This is a genomic window from Bosea sp. Tri-49 (assembly GCF_003952665.1).
In the GTDB taxonomy this organism is placed as follows: Bacteria; Pseudomonadota; Alphaproteobacteria; order Rhizobiales; family Beijerinckiaceae; genus Allobosea.
Genome location: NZ_CP017946.1, coordinates 5,690,915 through 5,711,088, shown reverse-complemented (window position 1 = coordinate 5,711,088; position 20,174 = coordinate 5,690,915). Strand labels below are relative to the sequence as shown.

The following is a 20,174-nucleotide window of genomic DNA, read 5'->3' as shown; positions in this document are numbered from 1 at the left end:
CATAATATGAGAAAGAAATTTCTATTCGCGTATAGCGAGTGATATTCTGTTCCGAGGAGCCCCTCAGCCGTGGCCAAGCTCGACGCCTTCGATCTGCGCATCCTCGCCTTGCTGCAGGAGGATGTGAGCAAGCCGCTGGCCGAGATCGCCGAGACCGTCGGACTGTCGCCGACGCCATGCTGGCGACGCATCCAGAAGCTCGAGGCGGAAGGCTACATAAGGCGTCGGGTCGCGCTGCTCGACCGTGGCAAGCTGAAGGCCGGCGTCACCGTCTTCATCGCAGTGAAGACGGCGCGCCATACGATGGAATGGCTGGAGCGCTTCCACGCCGCCGTGCACGATTTGCCCGAGATCGTCGACTTCTACCGAATGAGCGGCGACATCGATTATCTGCTCAAGGCCTATGTCTCGGATATCGCCGCCTATGACGCGCTCTACAAGAAGCTGATCGCCCGCATCGAGCTCAGCGACGTCACCTCCATGTTCGCCATGGAGGAGCTGAAGGCGACCACGGCGATCCCGCTCAGCTTCGCCGCCGAGGGGTGATCAGCGGTTGATTTCGAACAGGCCGGCGCAGCCCATGCCACCGGCGACGCACATGGTGACAACGGCATAGCGCGCCTTGCGGCGGCGGCCTTCCAGCAGCGCATGACCGACGAGGCGTGCGCCACTCATGCCGAAGGGGTGGCCGATCGCGATCGCGCCGCCATTGACGTTGACCTTCTCGGGATCGATGCCGAGCGTGTCGCGGCAATAGAGCGACTGCGAGGCGAAGGCCTCGTTCAGTTCCCAGAGATCGATGTCGGAGACCTTGAGGCCGTTGCGCTGGAGCAGGCGCGGCACGGCGAAGACCGGGCCGATGCCCATTTCGTCAGGCTCGCAGCCGGCCGAGGCGAAGCCACGGAAGATGCCGAGCGGCGTGAGGCCACGGCGCCTGGCTTCCTCGGCCGACATCACCACGCTGGCCGAGGCACCGTCCGAAAGCTGGCTGGCATTGCCGGCAGTGACGAACTTGTCCTCGCCGCGCACCGGCTTGAGCTTGAGCAATCCTTCAAGCGTCGTCTCGGGCCGGTTGCCCTCGTCCTTGGAGAGTGTCACCGACTCCTGCCGAACCTCGCCGGTCGCCTTGTCGGTGACGGCCATCACCGCGCTCATCGGCGCGATCTCGTCATCGAAAAATTGGCGCTGCTGGGCAGCAGCAGTGCGGCGCTGACTCTCGACCGAGAATTCGTCCTGCGCCTGCCGCGAAATGCCGTAGCGTTCGGCGACAATGTCGGCGGTCTCGATCATCGTCGTGTAGATCGTCGGCTTGTTGGCCTTCAGCCATTCGTTCTCGGTCAGGTCGCGCCGTACCACCGGCCCAACCAGCGAGATCGACTCGACGCCGCCGCCGATCGCGACCGGCACGCCGTCCATCACGACGCGGCGGGCCGCATGCGCGATCGCCTCCAGCCCCGAGGCGCAGAAGCGGCTGACGGTGACGCCGGCCGATTGCACCGGGATGCCGGCGACGAGCGCGCCATGGCGGGCGACATTGCCGCCGGTCGCTGCTTCCGGATAGCCGCAGCCCAGCACCACCTCTTCGACCGCTTCCGGCTCGAGCTTTGCCCGCGCCATGGCGTGCCTGATCGCATGGGCCGCCATGTCGGCGCCGCGGACCTGGTTGAAGGCGCCGCGATGGGCCTTGCCGATCGGGGTGCGGGCAGTCGAGACGATCACGGCTTCGGTCATGGCGCTTCACATCCTGTCTGGCATTGCGGCCACGGCCGCCATTCGAATTATTGGCTCGTGCCGGGCCGCCTTCAGGCGGCCGCAGCCTTCACGCTGGAGAAGCCTTTGCCCTCGGCTGCGAGCTTGCGCAACAGCGGCGCGGGTTCGAGCGAGGCATCACCGCTCTCCGCCGCCTGCTGTTCCAGCCGCCTGGCGATCACATCGAGCCCGACGCTCTCGGCCCAGTGCATTGGTCCGCCGCGCCAGGCCGGCCAGTTGTAGCCGTTGAGCCAGACCGTATCGATGTCGCCGGCGCGCGTCGCGATGCCCTCTTCGAGGATGCGCGCGCCCTCATTGACCATCGGGTCGAGCAGCCGCGCCAGGATCTCCTCGCTGGTGAAGCTGCGCCGCGTCACACCCTTCTGCGCCGAGACCTCGGCGATCAGGGCCTCGACCTCGGGGTCGCGCTCGCCGCTGCGGGCGCCCTCCGGGTAGCGGTAATAGCCACGCCCGGTCTTCTGGCCGAACCAGCCGCGCTCGCAGATCGCATCCGCCACCGCCGCGCTCTTGCCGCGCGCCTTGCGGCTGCGCCAGCTGATGTCGTTACCCGCGAGGTCCGACATGGCGAAGGGCCCCATCTTGAAGCCGAAGCTGGTCAGCGCCGCATCGACCTCGTGCGGCAAGGCACCGGCGACGAGCAAGCGCTCGGCGGCGCGGGTGCGCGCTTCCAGAATGCGGTTGCCGACGAAGCCGAAGCAGTTGCCGACCACGACCGGCACCTTGCCGAGCTTGCGGCCGAGCGCGATCGCGGTCGCGATAACATCGCTTGCGGCGCCAGCCGGGCGGACGATCTCGAGCAGCTTCATCACATTGGCTGGGCTGAAGAAATGCATGCCGAGCACATCGTTCGGTCGGCCGGTGATTGCGGCAATCTCGGCGAGATCGAGATAGGAGGTGTTGCTGGCGAGGATCGCGCCGGGCTTGGCGATTTTGTCGAGCGCGCCAAAAATCTCGCGCTTGACGCCCATCTCCTCGAAGGCGGCCTCGACCACGATATCGGCCTCCGCGGCAGAAGCGAGCCCGACTGCCGGCGTGATCAGGGCCATGCGCTGCTCGCGCACCGCCTCGGTCATCGAGCCGCGCTTGACCGAGAAGCCATAGGTGTCGCGCACCCGCGCATAACCCTTGTCGATCTGCTCCTGCGTGGTCTCGATCAGCGTCACCGGGATGCCGGCATTGGCGAAGCACATGGCGATGCCGCCGCCCATGGTGCCGGCACCGATCACGGCAGCGCGCGCGATCGGGCGCGGCTTCACGCTATCGTCGATGCCAGGGACCTTCGCGGCCTCGCGCTCCGCAAAGAAGGCATAGCGCAGCGCCTTGGAACGCTCATCGGCGAGGAGCTTTACGAACAGCGCGCGTTCGTTCGCATGGGCCTCCGTCGGTGCCAGTTTGAAAACGCCGCGCACCGCCTCGACCAGCGCCGCGACGTTCGGCATATCGCCGGACTTCGCCAGCGCATCCTTCGCCAGTGCCTCGAAAGCCTCGCGGTCGGCGGCCTTCAGCTTGTCGGCGCGCTCGCCGGTCTTCGCTGGCGCGCCCTTACCCGCCAGCTCCTGCGCCAGCGCAACGGCTGCTCCCACGGCATCGCTCTCGACGAGCTTGTCGACCAGCCCGAGCGCCTGCGCCTTCTGCGCCGGAATCGGCTCGCCCGAGAGCATCATCGGGAAGGCGGCGGCCGCCCCGATCAGGCGCGGCAGGCGCTGCGTGCCGCCGGCGCCCGGAATCAGGCCGAGCTTGATCTCCGGCAGGCCGAGCCTGGCGGCAGGCATCGCCACGCGGGCATGGCAGGCGAGCGCAACTTCGAGCCCGCCGCCGAGAGCTACGCCCTCGACCGCTGCAACGACCGGCTTGGCCGCGTTCTCGATGGATGCAAGCAGGTCGGGCAGGATCGGCGGGACCGGTGGCTTGCCGAATTCGCTGATGTCAGCCCCAGCGATGAAGGCTTTGCCCTGCGCGGCAATGACCAGCGCAACCACATCGCTGTCAGCCATCACCTGCGTCAACGCCTGCAGCAGGTCGGCCCGCAGCGCGGCGCTCAAGGCGTTGACCGGCGGATTGTGCAGCGTCGCGATCGCCACCTGGCCTTGGCGGGTGAGGGTGACGGTCTGCATGTCTGCCTCCATTTGTCTTGCGCGCCGCAAGGAGCCGGGCGGGAGGCATGCTGTCAAGCCGGGATAGCTTTGCCCCCGCCCCGCTTCCTTGACCGACCAGCTTGCCTCGCCCATCGTCTGCCGCCCGCTTTCGGCGGGATGAGGCGAGAAAGCTGGCATGACGCAGACCGTTCTGAGCGAGACCCCGGCCGAGGGCATCAGGCAGATCACCATGAACCGCCGCGACCGGCGCAACGCGCTCGACCGCGCCACCTATCAGGGGCTGATCGATGCGCTCGCTGCAGCCGACGCAGACGCCTCGGTGCGCGCCGTCGTCCTCACCGGCGCGGGCGGCTGCTTCACCAGCGGCAACGACATCAAGGATTTTGCGGTAGCAGCTGCAACCGGCGTCGGCGCCGAGATCGCCATCGATTTCCTCAACGCGATCTCGACGGCCAGGAAGCCGATCGTCGCGGCAGCGGAAGGATTCGCCGTCGGCATCGGCACCACCATGCTGCTGCATTGCGATCTCGCCTTCGCCGGGCGCAGCGCCAGCTTCCGCATGCCCTTCGTCAGCCTCGGCCTCTGCCCGGAAGGCGGCTCGAGCTATCTCCTGCCGCTCATCGCCGGCAGCAAGCGCGCCGCCGAACTGCTGATGCTGGGTGAAGCCTTCGGCCCCGAGTTGGCGCAGGAGGCCGGCTTGATCAACGGCGTCACCGACGAGGGTGGAGCGCTCGGACTGGCGCTCGATAAGGCCAAGGCATTGGCAGCGTTGCCGCCGCAATCGGTGGCACTAACCAAGGCCCTGCTCAAGCGCGGCAGCGCCGCCGCCGTCGCCGAGACCATCGCGACCGAGGCGCGCCATTTCGGCGAGAGGCTGCAATCGGCCGAGGCGCAGGCCGCCTTCATGGCATTCCTCACCAAGCGCTGACGGCGGGCGTGAATCCTTCGCACGGCTGTCGCGGAAATCACGGAACATCCTGTCCCCCGTCACGTTGACGCCCGCGCCTCCAGGCGCGGTCGCGCAAGGAGCAGGTTGTGCAGCTGAAGGTCGTCGCCACTCTCGTCTATCGCTTCGACCATGAAACGCCGGTGATTGTCGCGATCGAACCGGCGCGGTCCTCGGACCAGACCATCCTCTCGGACCGCCTGCTGATCGACCAGGCGGCCGAGCTGATCCGCGATGAGGATCCCGCTACAGGTGTACGCCGCTTTCGTGCGGTACTCTCCGGACAGGTCTCAATCCAGTATCAGGGCGTGATCGACAATGGCGCGCGCCCCTTCCTGCAGGCCGGCGCGCACCAGCACGCCTGGGCCGAATTGCCGGCCGAGGTGCTGCCCTATCTGCTGCCAAGCCGCTTCTGCCCCTCCGACAGCCTGATGCGCTTCGCCCAGCGCGAATTCAGCGATATCGAGGCTGGCGGCGCCAAGGTGCTCGCGGTCGTCGACTGGCTGCAGGAGCATGTCGACTACGTCCATGGCGTCAGCAACGCCCAGACCACGGCCGAGCAGACCTTCATCGACCGCGCCGGCGTCTGCCGCGATTTCAGCCATCTCGGCATCGCGCTCTGCCGGGCGCTCAACCTGCCGGCGCGCGCGGTCAGCGTCTACGCCGCCGAGCTCAACCCGCCGGATTTCCACGCCGTCTTCGAGGTCTTCCTCGACGGGCGCTGGTGGCTGGTCGACCCGACCCGGCTAGCGCCGATCGAAGGCATGGTCCGCATCGCCGCCGGGCGCGACGCCGCCGACATCGCCTTCCTGACCAGCGGCAGCCTGTGCCAGTGCCTCAGCCAATGGGTCGAGGTCACGCGGACTGAGGACAGCGAACCCGCCGAGGCGGCCTGACCCGGCGATGAGCCGGCCGCTCAGCCGCTGCGATCAATCATCGTCGTCGTCACGACGGCGGCGGCGCCTCCGCCAGCGATAGTAATCGTCATCGCGCCAGCGCCGCAGGTAGCCATCGTCGTAATAGCGGCGGCGATACCAGCGTCGACGCCGACGATCATCGTCGTCATCATCATCGTCGGCCCGTGCCGTCGTCGCGGTCAGCACTGAGCCGGCGATCGCCATGGGCAACGTAAAAAGCGCCAGCCGCAGCAGCGTTCGTCGCTCTTTGTCGATCTCGGACATCATCGCCTCCTCCAAGTCCGCCATGTCCCATCCCAGCGGGACAACTTGGCGGATTTGGGAAGAACGAGTGGCGATCGGCCTTATTTCGGAGGAGACGATTTTCGCAGTGCGATTCAGGCCGGCCGCACTGTGACCAGCCTTCGCGCCCTGAGGAGGCTGCGCGCCAGCGCAGCCAGGAAAAGCACCGCCTGCACCACGACGATGCAGGGTCCGGTCGCGACATCGAAATGGAAGCTGAGGATCGTGCCGGCGACACTCGACGTCACCGCCGCCGCGATCGCGACCAGCAGCATCAGGTCGAAGCGGCGCGTCGTCAGGTAGCCGATCGCGCCGGGCGCGATCAGCATGGCGACGACGAGGATGATGCCGACCGCCTTCAGCGCCGCGACGATGGTCAGCGCCAGCATGGCGAGCAGCCCGAAATGCAGCGCCCTCACCGGCAGGCCGATCGCTCGCGCATGCGCCGGATCGAAGGCGTGCAGCAGGAAATCGCGTCGTTTGACCAGCATGAAGCCGGCGACCGGCAAGGCGACCAGCGCGGTCTCGGCAATGTCGCCCCAGGTCACGCCAAGCATGTTGCCGAACAGGATGTGCAGGAGGTGCTGGTCACTATCGACCTTGACGAAGAGCACGAGGCCGAGCGCGAACATGCCGGAGAAGACGATGCCCATCACCGTATCCTCCTTCACCCGGCTGTTCTCCTTGAGATAGCCGATACCGAAGGCGCAGGTGAGGCCTGCTGCGAAGGCGCCGATGGCGAGCGGCAGGCTGGCGATGTGAGCCAGCACGATGCCGGGCAGCACCGCATGCGAGACCGCATCGCCCATCAGCGACCAGCCCTTGAGCACCAGAAAACAGGACAGGACGGCACAGACGAAACCGACCATCACGGCGATGGCGAGCCCGCGCAGCATGAACTCATGGGCGAAGGGTGCGAGCAGCCAGTCCTGGATCAGGTTCATGCCACACCTCCCGCACTGGCGGCGCGGCGCGCGCCGAGCCTTCCATGCTTGGGCGCGAACAGGAAGGCGAGCAGGAACAGCGCTGTCTGGAACACGACGATCAGCCCGCCGGTCGAGCCGTCGAGGAAGTAGCTGGCATAGGCCCCAACAGCCGAGGTCGTGACGCCCATGGCAACCGCGATCGCGATCAGCCTCCCGAAGCGGTCGGTCAGCAAGTAGGCGGTCGCGCCCGGCGTCACCACCATGGCGATGACGAGGCAGGCGCCGACCGTCTGCAAGGCCGCGACGGTGCAGGCCGAGAGCAGCACGAAGAACAGGATCTTGAGCCGCGTCGGCGACAGGCCGACGGCGCGCGCCTGGTTCTCGTCGAAGAAGACCAGCATCAGATCCTTCCAGCGCAGCAGCAGGATGGCGAGCGAGACGAAGGCGATGATCGCGACCTGGATCACGTCCTCATCGGAGATGCCGAGGATGTTGCCGAGTACGATCGACTGGACGTTGACCGAGGTCGGGTTGATCGAGACGATCAGCAGGCCGACGGCGAAGAAGCTGGTGAAGACGATGCCGATGACGGCATCCTCGCGCAGTTGCGTGCGCACCCGGACCAGCGCCATGGCGAGCGCCGCCAGCAGGCCGGAGAAGAAGGCGCCGGCGGCATAGGGCACCTTCAGGAGATAGGCGAGCGCGACGCCGGGCACGATCGCGTGCGCCAGCGCATCGCCCATCAGCGACCAGCCCTTCAGCATCAGATAGCAGGACAGGAAGGCGCAGACGCCGCCGACCAGGGCCGAGACCCAGATCGCCTTGACCATGTACTGGTAGCCGAAGGGTTCGAGCAGGAGCTCCATCATGGCTGCCCGTCCTTCCTGCCGGCAGCGGGCTTCTCATGGTCGCGGTCGCCATAGAAGACGAGCGGGCGCTCGTCGTCGGTGATCACGGTGACGCGGCGGTCGTCGGCGTCGGCGTGCAGGCTGGCGCCTTCCAGGCGGAAATGCCGGAGCGCGCCGCCAAAAGCCTTCTGCAGATTGTCCTGCGTGAAGGTCGTCTCGGTCGGTCCGGCTGCGAGCACGGTCTTGTTGACGATCACGACCTGGTCGCAGAAATCCGGGATCGAGCCGAGATTATGGGTCGAGACCAGCATCAGCCGGCCTTCCGCCCTGAGTTCGCGCATCAGCCCGACGATCTGGTCCTCGGTCTTGACGTCGACACCGGTAAAGGGCTCGTCGAGCAGGATCACCTGCCCGCCCTGCGCCAGCGCGCGCGCCAGGAAAACGCGCTTGCGCTGGCCGCCGGAGAGCTCGCCGATCTGGCGGCGGCGGAATTCCAGCATGTTGACCCGTTCGAGCGCCTGCTCGGCCGCCTCGCGATCGGCTCGCCGCGGCAGGCGCATGAAGCCCATATGGCCGTAGCGCCCCATCATCACGACATCGTCGACCAGCACCGGGAAGGTCCAGTCGACCTCCTCGGCCTGCGGCACATAGGCGACGAGGCCGCGCTTCAGCGCCTGGCGGACCTCCATGCCGGCGATGCTGACCAGCCCCTGCGCCGGCTTCAGGAAGCCCATCAGCGTCTTGAAGATGGTCGACTTGCCGGAGCCGTTGATCCCGACCAGCGCGCAAATCGTGCCGGGGCCGAGTGCGAAGGAGGCGTCGTTCACCGCGGTGACGCCATTGGCGTAACGGACGGTGACGCCGCTGATCACGATCGAAGGCGTCGGCCCCTGCCCCGCGCGGATCTCCACGGCCTCCCGGTTCACTGGCCGAACCCCTTCGCAATGGTGTCGACGGTAACTTCGAGCAGCTTGAGATAGGTCGGCACTGCGCCACGCGCATCGGAGAGCGAGTCGACATAAAGCACGCCGCCATATTTAGCGCCGGTCTCGCGCGCGACCTGCTTGGCGGCCTTGTCCGAGATCGTGCTCTCGCTGAACACGGCCGGGATCTTGTTCTTGCGGACGAGGTCGATCAGCCGGCGCACCTGCTGCGGCGTGCCCTGTTCGTCGGCATTGATCGGCCAGAGATAGGCTTCACGCCAGCCATAGTCGCGAGTGAGATAGCTGAAGGCACCTTCGCTGGAGACGAGCCAGCGCTTATCGGCCGGCACCTTGTCGAGCCGGGCGCGCAGGGGCCCGTCCATCGCCTTGATCAGCGTGGCATAGTCCGCGGCATTCTTCGCATAGGTCGCGGCATTGGCCGGGTCGGCCTCGGCCAGCGCCCTGCGGATGTTCTCGACATAGATCAGCGCGCTTGCCGTCGACATCCAGGCATGCGGGTTGGGCTTGCCCTCATAGGGGCCCTCCTTGATGCCCATCGGCGCGATGCCATCGGTCACCACCGCACTCTTCACGTTCTTCACATTGTCGAAGAACTTCTCGAACCAGCGCTCCAGGTTCATGCCGTTCCAAAGCACGAGATCGGCCGATTGCGCCTTCACCACGTCGAGCGGCGTCGGCTGGTAGTCGTGAATCTCGGCGCCGGGCTTGGTGATCGATTCGACGATCGCCGCCGTGCCCGCGACGTTCTGGGCGATGTCCTGGATCACCGTGAAGGTGGTGACGACGCGCAGGGGCTTCCCCGGCGTGGTCTGCGCAAAGGCAGAACCGGCAAGGCCGAAGGCCAGTGTCGTGGCGGCGGCAAGGCCAAGGAAATAGCGGCGCGGCGACATGGTCTCTCCGATAGCGAAACAGGGGATAATGTAACGCTATTGCAAACCACTTGCATTTGTCAACGCAGTTGCAAACGAATTGCGACAAAGCAGTTTTTGCAAATGCCTCTCAGGGTTGCTACCTCTCGCGCATGAAGGGAATCGACCAGCGCGTGGCGGCATTCGAGCTCCAGCTCCGCAAGGCGGGGCTGCGCATGACCCAGCAGCGCCGGCTGATCCTGCGGGTCCTCGCCGAAGCCGACGACCATCCCGATGCGAAGGGCATCTTCACGCGCGCCTTCGTGCACGACCCGACGCTGTCGCTCTCGACCGTCTACCGCACGATGAAGCTGCTGGAGACGCAGGGCGCGATCGAACGCCACGCCTTCGAGGACGGCGTCTCGCGCTACGAGCACGCCGACCAGCAGCACCATGACCATCTGATCGATGTCGAGACCGGCCAGGTAGTCGAGTTCTCCTCACCCGAGATCGAAGCGCTCCAAGCCAAGATCGCAGCCGAACTCGGCTACGAGATCGTCCGGCACAAGCTGGAGCTGTATGGGCGCAAGACCAAGCCGGCGCGGCGCAAGCCCGGCAAGAAGGACGCGTAACGCCCCCTTCCGTCATGGTCGCCCTTGTGGCGACCATCCACGTCTTCCTTCGTGAGAAGCGGTGGTCAAGACGTGGCTGCTCGGGACAAGCCCGAGCATGACGTCGCGGCCGCTATTCCCAAACTCACCCCGCCTTGCGCTTGTTCTGGCGGTTGGCGATCAGGTCGTCGACGACGGCCGGATCGGCGAGCGTCGAGGTGTCGCCGAGCGCGCCGAACTCGTCCTCGGCGATCTTGCGCAGGATGCGGCGCATGATCTTGCCGGAGCGGGTCTTGGGCAGGCCGGGCGCGAACTGGATCAGATCCGGCGAGGCGATCGGGCCGATCTCGTTGCGGACGTAAGAGACCAGTTCCTTCTTCAGGTCGGCCGAGGGCTTCTCGCCCGCCATCAGCGTGACATAGGCGTAGATGCCCTGCCCCTTGATGTCGTGCGGATAGCCGACGACCGCGGCTTCCGAGACCTGGGGGTGCGCGACCAGCGCCGACTCGACCTCGGCCGTGCCCATTCGGTGGCCGGAGACGTTGATCACGTCGTCGACGCGGCCGGTGATCCAGTAATAGCCGTCGGCGTCGCGCCGGCAGCCATCGCCGGTGAAATACTTGTTCGGATAGGTCGCGAAATAGGTCTCCTCGAAGCGCTTGTGGTCGCCATAGACCGTGCGCATCTGGCCGGGCCAGCTCTCGGCGATGACGAGGTTGCCCTCGGCCGCGCCCTCCAGCACCTTGCCCTCGGCGTCGACCAGTTCCGGCTTGATGCCGAAGAAGGGCCGCGTCGCCGAGCCAGGCTTCAGCTTGGTCGCGCCCGGCAGCGGCGAGATCAGGATGCCGCCGGTCTCGGTCTGCCACCAGGTGTCGACGATCGGGCAGCGGCGCTCGCCGACGACGCGGTGATACCATTCCCAGGCCTCCGGATTGATCGGCTCGCCGACCGAACCGAGCAGGCGCAGCGACTTGCGCCTGGTCTTCTTCACCGGCTCCTCGCCAGCGCCCATCAGCGAGCGGATCGCGGTCGGAGCGGTGTAGAAGATGTTGACCTTGTGCTTGTCGATGACCTCCCAGAAGCGCGAGATCGTCGGATAGGTCGGGATGCCCTCGAACATCAGCGTCGTCGCGCCGTTGGCGAGCGGCCCGTAGAGGATGTAGCTGTGGCCGGTGACCCAGCCGACATCGGCGGTGCACCAGTAGATGTCACCGTCATGGTAGTCGAAGACGTATTGATGCGTCATCGCGGTGTAGACGAGGTAGCCGCCGGTGGTGTGCAGCACGCCCTTCGGCTTGCCGGTCGAACCCGAGGTGTAGAGCAGGAACAGCGGGTCCTCGGCCTTGACCTCGACCGGCGGGCAATGGCCCGAGACCTTGGCTGCCTCATCATGATACCAGACGTCGCGGCCATCCTTCATGGTGACGTCGCCGCCGGTGCGCTTGACCACGATCACCGTAGCGATGCCGCCCTTCACCTTGTCGTCGGCGGCATCGACATTCTTCTTCAGCGGCACAGCACGGCCACCGCGCAGGCCTTCATCGGCGGTGATCACGATCTTTGAATCGGAGTCCTCGATCCGGCTGGCCAGCGAGTCCGGCGAGAAGCCGCCGAACACCACCGAATGCATCGCGCCGATGCGGGCGCAGGCCAGCATCGCATAGGCCGCTTCCGGGATCATCGGCAGGTAGATCGTGACCCGGTCGCCCTTCTTGACGCCCTTGGCCTTCAGCACGTTCGCGAACTTGCAGACCTCGGTATAGAGCTGGCCGTAGCTGATCTTCTTGGACTCTGAGGGGTCACCCTCCCAGATGATCGCCGTCTGCTTGGCCCGCGTCGCAAGGTGCCGGTCGATGCAATTATAGGCGACGTTGGTGGTGCCGTCCTCGAACCACTTGATCGAGACCTTGCCCGGCTTGTAGCTGACGTTGCGGACCTTGCTGTAAGGCTTGAACCAGTCGATCCGTTTGCCCTGCTCGGCCCAGAACTTGTCCGGATCCTTGATCGAGGCCGCATACATCTTCTTGTACTTGGCGTCGTTCAACCATGCCTTCTTGGCCCAGGAAGCCGGCACATCGTAGATCATCTCGGTCATAACAGGCGTCTCCCCAGACTTGGGCCGTCGTCGGGACCGGCGTGCAGATTGCGACGGCGATGCCACCCCGATCCGACCGGCCTTTTTCGAGTTGGTCGCATCATAGGGCGCGAAGTCACGCCGACAAGCGCCGCGGGCTCGCACTTTCGTTGCTGCGACTTTCGGCGAGGTTGTGCAGTGCGAAAGGAGCAAAAAAGCGAGCCTATCCGGCGGTTTCGAGCGCCATCCTCGGCGGCCGGCGCGGCCCCGCCATGCGCTCGACGAACCATTCGAACGGCCCTTTGGCAAAGACCCTGCTCCAGAGCGAGGCTGCAATCAGCAACCCGAAATAAACCAACACTGCCAAGCCGATACAGGCCGCCGGGCCGATCCGACCGTAAAGGCCGAGGCCGTAACCGAGGAAGATCAGAGCGCAGGCAATCGATTCGCAGATATAGAGCGACAGCGACAGCCGGCCATCGGCCTGGAAAATGCGCCCGATCCGGGCACCGAGCGGGCTGCTGAAGAGGCTTAGGCCGGCGCCGATCAGGACGAGGCTGAGCAGCGGCGGGAACACCCCGCGCAGGATCAACTCGACAGCCACGAAAGCCGGCTTCGCCGCGCCGGGAGGCGCCATGGCTGCCGCCGCGTAGACGACATTGCCGACGAGCGCAGGCAACCAGAGCAGGCGCGCCATTGCAGCGCCCCGCCCCGCGAGACTGCTCAGCGAGTTCGCTCCGAGATGGCGGAAGGCTGCCATGCCGAGGAAGAACATGGCCGCGACATGCGGCAGCGTGCTGAACGGCGCCAAGCCGTAGAACACCGCCCATTCGAACAGCCGGTAACGGGCGATCCCGAGGAAATCAGCGGAACGGTGCACCGCGACAGCGGCGTTGCCGCCGGTATTCAGCGGCTCGACCTCGATGATCCCGATGATCGCGAGCAAGGTATGCGTCAGGATCGCGAGCAGCCACATCAGCGCAGCCGCCTTGAGACGTCGGACGACGGACCAGCCTGCCGCGAAGGGCAGGATCATTCCCAGCAAGGCGTAGGCGAGAAGGATATCCCCAGCAAAGAGCAGGAGCGCATGGGCAACGCCCAGCATCCCGAGCGCGAGCAACCGACGCCGATAACGCCCAGCGCCATTGGCCGCGATCTGGCGTGCCGCGCCATAGCCGAACAGGAACGAGAAGATCAGGATGAACTTCGCCTCGAACAGCGCCTGGATCAGGAAAACCGCGAACCAGTCGAGCGCGCCGGGAAAGGCTGAACGCCACCAGTCACCGGCGAAGCCGAACGGCATGGCGAAGAACGGCATGTTGACGACGAGGATGCCGAACAGCGCGACACCGCGGATCATGTCGATCGCCGGCTCGCGCCCGGCGGCAGGGCTCGGAGCAGACGTCATCACGCCTGCTCCGTCAGCTTCAGCAGGGTTGCGCGCGTCGCGGCGGCATCGCCCTCGTCGAGTCTGGTGAAGAAGGCGCCATCGACCGCGAGCCGGATCGCGATCGCAAGACCGCGGGGCAGCCCGTCAGCGCAAGCCGCCTCGAGCCAGCGCCGGTCCGCGGCGATGAGCGGCACAAGTGCGGGCGAGTCCGGCGGCAGGGCTGCGATCAGTACGCCGAGCAGCCGGTCGATCTCGTCGCCATTGGTGAAGGCAACGCCAATATAGGCGCGCAGCCAGCGGCCGGGTTGTGCCGGTTCGGGCTCGCTTTGCACGGCATCGGCGATAGCGAGATCGGTCAGCGCGACGATGCCCTCGACCAGCGCGACGAGCAGCCGCTCCTTGTCGGGGAAATGATAGAGGATGCCGCCCTTGCTGACGCCGGCGTCGGCTGCGAGGCGATCGAAGGTCAGCGCTTCGACGCCGCTGCGGACGATGATCGCCCCGGCCGCTTCGAGCAGCTCGGATTTCTTGCTTCGGCGCACAGGTGCATCTCCGTAACTAAACCGTCCAGACGGTATAGTTACGGAGTTTGTCGTCGGCCAGCAAGGAGGGCTGACTGCTACAGCCCGCCCATCTTGCAGACGAGCGCCCATTCCTCGTCCGTCACCGGCTGCACCGAGAGGCGGAAGGAGGTGACGAGCGCCATCTTGGCGAGCTTCGGTTCGGCCTTGACCGCGGCGAGCGAGACCGGCTTCGGCAGTGGCTTTACGGCCTTGAAGTCGACCAGAACCCAGGGCGGGCCGGCCTCGACCCAGGGATAATGCTCCTTGATGACCTCGACGATGCCGACGACCTCGAGACCCTCATTGGAGTGGTAGAAGAAGACTTGGTCGCCCTTCTTCATCGCCATCAGGTTGAGCTTGGCGGTGTGGTTCTTCACCCCGTCCCAATGCGTGCCCTTGGCTCCGGCCTTGACCTGGTCGTCCCAGGAAAAGACCGAGGGTTCCGATTTGATCAACCAGTGCGCCATCAGCCCTCATCCTCTTCCTGCAAAGGCACGGGTGGCCGCGACGCCGCCTCGCCCTGTTCGTTCCAGAAGCGCACCATCTCGCGGGTCAGTGCGGCATAGTCCTGCGGGCTGAGCTCGATCCTCGTCTCGCCTTCGCCGAAGGGCAGGATCAGCACGAAGCGATGCGTGTCCTCGCGGCGCCGGCGACGCAGCTCGATCACCCGCCCCGCAATGCGCCCGGCAAGCGGCACCGGCTGGCTCTCGGCGACCAGCTCAGCCCCGGTCGTCTTGCGCACCTCGGCGATACCGCGCGCCACGCGCTTCGTCAGATCGGACCAGTCGTTGGCCATGCGCCCTCTCCGCTCAATTTTCCGCCCGCACCGGCCGGGCCAGCAAGTCGGCTACCGCCTCGCGTACGCCGACGGTACCGGCGATGACGCTTGCGACCGCCTCGGCGATCGGCATGTCGATCTCCTGCGCCCGCGCCATCTGGACCAGCACGGAGGCGGTGAAGGCGCCCTCCGCAAGCCTGCCGCCGGCGGCTTCAGTCGGCGACCTGCCCTGCCCCAGCGCCTGGCCATAGGCGAAGTTGCGCGACTGCGCCGTGGCGCAGGAGAGCACAACGTCGCCCAGTCCCGAAAGCCCCATCAAGGTCTCGGCCTGGGCGCCATGGGCTTCGCCGAAGCGGCGCAATTCCGAAAAGCCGCGCGCCACCAGCGCGGCACGGGCGCTCTCGCCAAGCCCGAGGCCGATCGCGATGCCGGCGGCGATGGCGAGCACGTTCTTGGCGGCACCGCCGATCTCGACGCCGCGTGGATCATTGCTGTGATAGATGCGCAGCGCGGATGAGTTCAGCGCTTCGGCCAAGCCCTTCGCCAATCCGGCATCGGCACAGGCCAGCGTCAGCGCCGTCGGCAGGCCGCAGGCGATGTCGGCGGCAAAGCTCGGCCCTGACAGCACCGCCGGGACCGCCTGCGGCAAAGCCTCGGCGATGATCTGCGTGGTGAAGCGTCCACTGCTCTGCTCGATGCCCTTGGCGGCCGAGATCACCGGCAATCCTTGCGGCAGCGCCGAAGCCAGCAGCGTCGAGGCGGAACGCAACGCCTGCGTCGGCACCGCCAGGATCAGCGCTTCAACGCTTCCTAGCGCGGCGATATCCGACACCGGTTCGATGGCATCCGGCAACCTGGCACCCGGCAAGCGCGGCGCCTCGCGCCTATCGCGCAGACTCGCCACAGTCTCCTCGTCGCGGGCCCAGAGCAGCACACGGCACCCGGCTCGCGCCGCGGCGAGCGCCAGTGCCGTACCGAAGGCGCCGGCGCCGGCGACGCCGATCGTCTCGTAACGAGCTTGTCCGCTCACGCCTTCGCCCTGAGTTCGTCGAGGGGCCAACGCGGGCGCGCCACTGCGGTCATATCGTCGACGAGGCCGAGCCGCAGGCGCTCCAGCCCGGCCCAGGCGATCATCGCGCCATTGTCGCCGCACAGCGCTATTGGCGGCGCGACCATCGGCAGTCCAGCCTCGGTCGCGAGGCGCACAAGACCATTGCGGATCTGCTGGTTGGCAGCGACGCCGCCGGCCACGACCAGGGAGGTCGGCTTGATCCCGGCCTCACGGCAGGCGCGCAAGCCCGCCCGCGTCCGGTCGACCAGAACGTCGACCACCGCGGCCTGGAACGAGGCGCAGAGATCGGCAACGTCGCGGTCGGAGAGCGGCGCGATCCGCTCGGCGACCAGCCGCACCGCCGTCTTCAGGCCCGACAGCGAGAAATCCGGATTCGGCCGCCCGCTCATCGGCCGCGGGAACTCGAAGCGCTCGGGATCGCCGGCCTTCGCCTCGCGCTCGACCGAGGGACCGCCCGGATAGGGCAGACCGAGCATCTTGGCGATCTTGTCGAAGGCCTCGCCGACCGCATCGTCGATCGTGGTGCCGAGCCGGAGATAGTCGCCGACGCCACGCACCGCGAGCAACTGCGTATGCCCGCCGGAGACCAGCAGCAGCAGATAGGGAAAGGCGATGTCGTCGGTCAGCCGCGCCGTCAGGGCATGGCCCTCGAGATGGTTGATCGCGATGAAGGGCCGCCCGGTCACCAGCGCGATCGCCTTGGCGGTGGTGAGGCCGACCATGACGCCACCGATCAATCCCGGCCCAGCCGCTGCGGCGATGCCGTCGATCTCGGACGGCTTCATGCCGGCGGTCTCGAAGGCGCGCATCACGATCCGGTCGATCGCCTCGACATGGGCCCGCGCCGCGATCTCGGGCACGACGCCGCCATAGGCTGCATGCGCCGCGATCTGGCTGAGGACCTCGTTCGACAGGATCTTCGCTTCACCGGAGCGTTCGACGGAGACGATCGCGGCGGCCGTCTCGTCGCAGGTCGTCTCTATGCCCAGAACTCGCATGCTCATCGTGACGTTGGGCGGACATCGACCCTGATGGCCGGGCTGCCGCCGAGGTGCGCGGTTTCGCGCGGGGATTTCCTCCGTATAGTGCTGCATGAAGGCGAAGGCCAATGGCCAGCGCCAGTTGATTGCGCGAAAGCGGAGACCTCGCAGCGAATGACCGACATGCCGACCCCGCCGCGCGAAACCCGGCTTCCGGGCCGCTTCGTCCTCGGCACGCGTGGCAGCCCATTGGCCCTGGCGCAGGCGCACGAACTCGCGCGCCGGCTCGGCGCCGCCCATGGCTGGGACAGCGCTGAACTGCCGCTCGACGTGATCCGCACCACCGGCGACGCGATCCAGAATCGGGCGCTCTCGGAAGCCGGCGGCAAGGGGCTCTTCACCAAGGAGATCGACGCCGCCCAGCTCGCCGGCACCATCGATTTTGCCGTCCATTCCGCCAAGGACCTGCCGACCGCGCTGCCCGATGGCCTCGTCATCGCCGGCTACCTGCCGCGCGAGGATGTCCGCGACGCGCTGATCGCGCGTGGCATCTCACGGCTCGCCGACCTGCCGCAGGGCGCGGTCGTCGGCTCGGCTTCGCTGCGCCGCCAGGCGATCCTGAAGCGGGCGCGGCCCGATCTCGAAGTCACCCTGCTGCGCGGCAATGTCGGAAGGCGGCTGGAGAAGGTCGCGAGCGGCGAGATCGACGCCACCTTGCTCGCCCTCGCCGGACTGCGCCGCCTCGGCCTCGCCGACAAAGCGAGCGGCATCCTCTCGCTCGAGGAGTGCCTGCCCGCTGTCGGCCAGGGCGCCATCGCCGTGGTGATTCGCGCCGGTGACGCAGCAGCCGCAGCAGCGCTTGCAGCCATCATCTGCCGCGACACCGGCCATGCCCTCGCGGCCGAGCGCGCCTACCTGACCGAACTCGACGGCTCCTGCCGCACGCCGATCGCCGGTCACGCCACCGTCGATGGCGAGCGCCTGCATTTGCGCGGTTTGCTGCTTTCTCCCGACGGCACGGCGAGCGCCGAGGGCGAGCGCCTTGGTTCCGTCACGGAGGCCGCGCAACTGGGAGCCGATCTTGGGCGCGAATTGCGCGCCCGCGCCCCGGCCGGCATCTACGATCCGGCCTGAGCGAAGTTCGCACGAGGAGACGATATGCGCGTTCTGGTGTTCAGACCTCAGCAGGATGCCGAGCGCAGCGCGCAAGCCTTGCGCGAGCGCGGCAAGGATCCGGTGGTCGCGCCGCTGTTCCAGATCGTTGCGAGCAGCGAGAAGCCGCCGAAGGGGCCGTTCGACGCTTTGGTGCTGACCAGCGCCAATGCCGTGCCGGCGCTGGAAAGCCTGCCGAAGACCTGGCGCAGCACGCTGCCAGCCTTCTGCGTCGGCACGCGCACGGCGGACATCGTCGGCAAGCTCGGCTTCACCGCGCACAGCGCTCAGGGCGGGCGCGCCGAGCTGCTGGCACTGATCCTCGAGCGCCTGCCGAAGGGCCAAAAGCTCCTCTTCGTCGCCGGCCGCGACCGCCACGAGGACCTGCCGCAGCAATTGCGCGAGGCCGGTCACGAAGTGGCGCTGTGGACGGCCTACGAGGCCAAGGCGATCGATGCCCTGCCTGCCCCGGCCGCAGAGGCTTTGCGCGACGGCTCGGCCGATGCTGCCCTGCATTATTCACCACGCAGCGCCCAGATCTTCCTCGATCTGGCCGGCAAGGCCGGACTGGCCGAGCAGGCGCAGGCGCTGCCCCAACTTGCACTCTCGATCGAGGTCGCCGCGCCCCTGATCGCGGCCGGCTCCGATACCGTGCTCGTCGCGGAGCACCCCGAGGAAGCAGCCCTCTTCGCCGCTCTCGACCAGCTTCCCGCTCGCACTTTGCTGACCGGCGATGCTAAGGAGCCCGTAGCGGCAGATGACAAGGCGGACGACAGCGGCATGACGGCAGAGCCGAGCAGCGAACAGGGCCCGGCCGGCAAGCGCCGCAATCGCTCCGGCAGGACACCACCGACCATCGAGCTTGCGGCTACCGAAACCGTCGAGACCTCCTCTGCCGAGGCTACCGCTTCGGCAACAAGCGCGACCGAGGCCGAGCGCACCGAGACGCAAGCTGAAGCGGTGCTGCCAACGGAAGCGCTCGCCCAGGAATTCACGCCACCCCCGGTGCCCGAGCATCAGCGCCGCTACAATCTGCCGACCGTCGCGCTCGCCGGCCTAGCCGGTGGCGTGATCGGCGCCGGCCTGGTGCTGCTGGGCATCCGGCTCTCGGCTCCCGATGACGGTGCGCGGCTGGCCGAACTCACCAAGCGCGTCGAGACCTTGCAGGCTCAGAGCGCAGCTTTGCCCAACCGCGCTGCGCTCGACGCCATTGACCGCAAGGCGTCGGCAGCGGCCGAGAGCGCCGCCAAGGCGAGCGGCGAGGCGCAAGCCAATGCCACCCGCCTCGCCGAACTGGCCAAGGCCGCCCCCGCAGTTGGCGCGAACATCCCCCAAGGGCTGAACGAGAAACTCGACCGCGCCGACAGCACCGCCGCCGCTGCGCGCGACGCAGCTACGTCGCTGGGCCAGCGCCTCGCCGGCGTCGAAGCAGCGGCCAAAAGCGCTGCCCAGCCAAGCCGGCAGGCGCTCGCCGCCGCACGCGTCGTCCTTGCCGAGCGCATCCGCGACGCGATCGGATCGGGCCGGCCCTTCCAGCCCGATCTCGCCGCCCTCGGAGACATCCCGGCCGAGCAGCGCGCAGCACTCGCCGCGGTAGCCGGCACTGGCGCCGCGACCCGCGACCAGCTGCTGACGCAATTCGGGAGCCATCGCGCTCTCTTCGTGCGCGAGACCGCGCCGGCCGCGAACAGCTGGGAAGACAAGCTCCTCGGGCTGGCGAGCCGCATCGTCACCATCCGCCCGGTCGGCGAGTCCGGCTCGACCGATCCCGCGACCCTGCCGATCCGACTGGAAGCGGCGCTCACGCAGAACGAGGTTGTGAAGGCGGCGGAGCTCTGGACGCAATTGCCCGAGCCGGCACGGCGTGGCAGCGAAGCTTTCGGCCTGGCGTTGAGGCTGCGGGCGATCGCGGAATCGACGATCAACCGCATCGCGCAGGATGCGGTCGCGGCGCTGGGTACGGCAGGCTGAGAAGGA

General features: G+C 67.2%; 20 protein-coding genes. 6 read left to right on the top strand and 14 right to left on the bottom strand.

What is annotated here, in order from left to right; genetic code table 11:
* Window positions 1-69: 69 nt before the first annotated feature.
* Window positions 70-546, top strand: coding sequence for an Lrp/AsnC family transcriptional regulator (locus tag BLM15_RS27530; protein ID WP_126115730.1), 477 nt, complete (start codon window positions 70-72; stop codon window positions 544-546).
* Here the strand turns inward: BLM15_RS27530 and BLM15_RS27525 are convergent, their stop codons facing one another.
* Complete coding sequence (locus BLM15_RS27525) at window positions 547-1,731, bottom strand: acetyl-CoA C-acyltransferase (RefSeq protein WP_126115729.1); 1,185 nt, start codon at window positions 1,729-1,731, stop codon at window positions 547-549.
* Between the two features lie 71 nt (window positions 1,732-1,802).
* Window positions 1,803-3,884, bottom strand: coding sequence for a 3-hydroxyacyl-CoA dehydrogenase NAD-binding domain-containing protein (locus tag BLM15_RS27520; RefSeq protein ID WP_126115728.1), 2,082 nt, complete (start codon window positions 3,882-3,884; stop codon window positions 1,803-1,805).
* Window positions 3,885-4,041: 157 nt separating this feature from the next.
* Between BLM15_RS27520 and BLM15_RS27515 the strand changes: the two genes are divergently transcribed.
* Together BLM15_RS27515 and BLM15_RS31985 are read left to right on the top strand one after the other, a co-directional pair.
* Window positions 4,042-4,794: an enoyl-CoA hydratase-related protein gene (locus tag BLM15_RS27515; RefSeq protein WP_126115727.1), complete on the top strand. Its 753-nt coding sequence runs from the start codon at window positions 4,042-4,044 to the stop codon at window positions 4,792-4,794.
* 107 nt (window positions 4,795-4,901) lie between these two features.
* Entirely contained in the window at window positions 4,902-5,708 is an 807-nt protein-coding gene (locus tag BLM15_RS31985; protein WP_126115726.1) for a transglutaminase-like domain-containing protein, read from the top strand.
* Between the two features lie 33 nt (window positions 5,709-5,741).
* On the opposite strand, the gene BLM15_RS27505 is transcribed toward BLM15_RS31985, so the two are convergent.
* From BLM15_RS27505 to BLM15_RS27485, 5 genes are all read right to left on the bottom strand, one after another.
* Complete coding sequence (locus BLM15_RS27505) at window positions 5,742-5,993, bottom strand: hypothetical protein (RefSeq protein WP_126115725.1); 252 nt, start codon at window positions 5,991-5,993, stop codon at window positions 5,742-5,744.
* 113 nt (window positions 5,994-6,106) lie between these two features.
* Window positions 6,107-6,955, bottom strand: a complete 849-nt coding sequence (locus BLM15_RS27500; protein WP_126115724.1) for a metal ABC transporter permease — start codon at window positions 6,953-6,955, stop codon at window positions 6,107-6,109.
* Window positions 6,952-7,806 carry a metal ABC transporter permease gene (locus BLM15_RS27495; RefSeq protein WP_126115723.1) on the bottom strand — a complete coding sequence of 285 codons (855 nt, stop codon included), beginning with the start codon at window positions 7,804-7,806 and terminating at the stop codon, window positions 6,952-6,954. The genes BLM15_RS27500 and BLM15_RS27495 overlap by 4 nt, the downstream gene beginning before the upstream one ends.
* Window positions 7,803-8,696, bottom strand: coding sequence for a manganese/iron ABC transporter ATP-binding protein (locus tag BLM15_RS27490; protein ID WP_269467521.1), 894 nt, complete (start codon window positions 8,694-8,696; stop codon window positions 7,803-7,805). The genes BLM15_RS27495 and BLM15_RS27490 overlap by 4 nt, the downstream gene beginning before the upstream one ends.
* 11 nt (window positions 8,697-8,707) lie before the next feature.
* Window positions 8,708-9,619 carry a metal ABC transporter substrate-binding protein gene (locus tag BLM15_RS27485; RefSeq protein ID WP_126115721.1) on the bottom strand — a complete coding sequence of 304 codons (912 nt, stop codon included), beginning with the start codon at window positions 9,617-9,619 and terminating at the stop codon, window positions 8,708-8,710.
* 131 nt (window positions 9,620-9,750) lie between these two features.
* On the opposite strand from BLM15_RS27485, the gene BLM15_RS27480 reads away from it, so the two are divergent.
* On the top strand, window positions 9,751-10,209 hold the full coding sequence (locus BLM15_RS27480; protein ID WP_126115720.1) for a Fur family transcriptional regulator: 459 nt from the start codon (window positions 9,751-9,753) through the stop codon (window positions 10,207-10,209).
* Between the two features lie 124 nt (window positions 10,210-10,333).
* On the opposite strand, the gene acs is transcribed toward BLM15_RS27480, so the two are convergent.
* The 7 genes from acs to tsaD all read right to left on the bottom strand — a co-directional run bounded on the left by acs (window position 10,334) and on the right by tsaD (window position 17,063).
* Window positions 10,334-12,283 carry an acetate--CoA ligase gene (gene acs / locus BLM15_RS27475; RefSeq protein ID WP_126115719.1) on the bottom strand — a complete coding sequence of 650 codons (1,950 nt, stop codon included), beginning with the start codon at window positions 12,281-12,283 and terminating at the stop codon, window positions 10,334-10,336.
* A gap of 202 nt (window positions 12,284-12,485) precedes the next feature.
* Window positions 12,486-13,670 carry a DUF418 domain-containing protein gene (locus BLM15_RS27470; RefSeq protein ID WP_126115718.1) on the bottom strand — a complete coding sequence of 395 codons (1,185 nt, stop codon included), beginning with the start codon at window positions 13,668-13,670 and terminating at the stop codon, window positions 12,486-12,488.
* Window positions 13,670-14,194, bottom strand: coding sequence for a TetR/AcrR family transcriptional regulator (locus BLM15_RS27465; protein WP_164547661.1), 525 nt, complete (start codon window positions 14,192-14,194; stop codon window positions 13,670-13,672). The genes BLM15_RS27470 and BLM15_RS27465 overlap by 1 nt, the downstream gene beginning before the upstream one ends.
* Before the next feature lie 77 nt (window positions 14,195-14,271).
* Entirely contained in the window at window positions 14,272-14,682 is a 411-nt protein-coding gene (locus tag BLM15_RS27460; RefSeq protein WP_126115716.1) for an EVE domain-containing protein, read from the bottom strand.
* Window positions 14,682-15,011, bottom strand: coding sequence for a hypothetical protein (locus BLM15_RS27455; protein ID WP_126115715.1), 330 nt, complete (start codon window positions 15,009-15,011; stop codon window positions 14,682-14,684). The genes BLM15_RS27460 and BLM15_RS27455 overlap by 1 nt, the downstream gene beginning before the upstream one ends.
* A gap of 13 nt (window positions 15,012-15,024) precedes the next feature.
* The gene (locus BLM15_RS27450; protein WP_126115714.1) at window positions 15,025-16,023 is read right to left on the bottom strand and encodes an NAD(P)H-dependent glycerol-3-phosphate dehydrogenase; all 999 of its coding nucleotides are present in this window, start codon (window positions 16,021-16,023) and stop codon (window positions 15,025-15,027) included.
* Complete coding sequence (tsaD, locus tag BLM15_RS27445; protein ID WP_126116389.1) at window positions 16,020-17,063, bottom strand: tRNA (adenosine(37)-N6)-threonylcarbamoyltransferase complex transferase subunit TsaD; 1,044 nt, start codon at window positions 17,061-17,063, stop codon at window positions 16,020-16,022. The genes BLM15_RS27450 and tsaD overlap by 4 nt, the downstream gene beginning before the upstream one ends.
* Window positions 17,064-17,228: 165 nt before the next feature.
* On the opposite strand from tsaD, the gene hemC reads away from it, so the two are divergent.
* Window positions 17,229-18,179: a hydroxymethylbilane synthase gene (gene hemC / locus BLM15_RS27440; RefSeq protein ID WP_126116388.1), complete on the top strand. Its 951-nt coding sequence runs from the start codon at window positions 17,229-17,231 to the stop codon at window positions 18,177-18,179.
* Between the two features lie 24 nt (window positions 18,180-18,203).
* Window positions 18,204-20,168 carry a uroporphyrinogen-III synthase gene (locus tag BLM15_RS27435; RefSeq protein WP_126115713.1) on the top strand — a complete coding sequence of 655 codons (1,965 nt, stop codon included), beginning with the start codon at window positions 18,204-18,206 and terminating at the stop codon, window positions 20,166-20,168.
* Window positions 20,169-20,174: the final 6 nt, after the last annotated feature.

Excerpts from the sequence above, each read along its gene's own strand:
- BLM15_RS27485 (WP_126115721.1), bottom strand. The coding sequence starts at position 9,619 with ATGTCGCCGCGCCGCTATTTCCTTGGCCTTGCCGCCGCCACGACACTG.
- BLM15_RS27500 (WP_126115724.1), bottom strand. The coding sequence starts at position 6,955 with ATGAACCTGATCCAGGACTGGCTGCTCGCACCCTTCGCCCATGAGTTC.
- BLM15_RS27480 (WP_126115720.1), top strand. The coding sequence starts at position 9,751 with ATGAAGGGAATCGACCAGCGCGTGGCGGCATTCGAGCTCCAGCTCCGC.
- BLM15_RS27470 (WP_126115718.1), bottom strand. The coding sequence starts at position 13,670 with ATGACGTCTGCTCCGAGCCCTGCCGCCGGGCGCGAGCCGGCGATCGAC.
- BLM15_RS27515 (WP_126115727.1), top strand. The coding sequence starts at position 4,042 with ATGACGCAGACCGTTCTGAGCGAGACCCCGGCCGAGGGCATCAGGCAG.
- BLM15_RS27455 (WP_126115715.1), bottom strand. The coding sequence starts at position 15,011 with ATGGCCAACGACTGGTCCGATCTGACGAAGCGCGTGGCGCGCGGTATC.
- BLM15_RS27520 (WP_126115728.1), bottom strand. The coding sequence starts at position 3,884 with ATGCAGACCGTCACCCTCACCCGCCAAGGCCAGGTGGCGATCGCGACG.
- tsaD (WP_126116389.1), bottom strand. The coding sequence starts at position 17,063 with ATGCGAGTTCTGGGCATAGAGACGACCTGCGACGAGACGGCCGCCGCG.
- BLM15_RS27495 (WP_126115723.1), bottom strand. The coding sequence starts at position 7,806 with ATGATGGAGCTCCTGCTCGAACCCTTCGGCTACCAGTACATGGTCAAG.
- BLM15_RS27525 (WP_126115729.1), bottom strand. The coding sequence starts at position 1,731 with ATGACCGAAGCCGTGATCGTCTCGACTGCCCGCACCCCGATCGGCAAG.
- acs (WP_126115719.1), bottom strand. The coding sequence starts at position 12,283 with ATGACCGAGATGATCTACGATGTGCCGGCTTCCTGGGCCAAGAAGGCA.
- BLM15_RS27460 (WP_126115716.1), bottom strand. The coding sequence starts at position 14,682 with ATGGCGCACTGGTTGATCAAATCGGAACCCTCGGTCTTTTCCTGGGAC.
- BLM15_RS27505 (WP_126115725.1), bottom strand. The coding sequence starts at position 5,993 with ATGTCCGAGATCGACAAAGAGCGACGAACGCTGCTGCGGCTGGCGCTT.
- hemC (WP_126116388.1), top strand. The coding sequence starts at position 17,229 with ATGCCGACCCCGCCGCGCGAAACCCGGCTTCCGGGCCGCTTCGTCCTC.
- BLM15_RS27435 (WP_126115713.1), top strand. The coding sequence starts at position 18,204 with ATGCGCGTTCTGGTGTTCAGACCTCAGCAGGATGCCGAGCGCAGCGCG.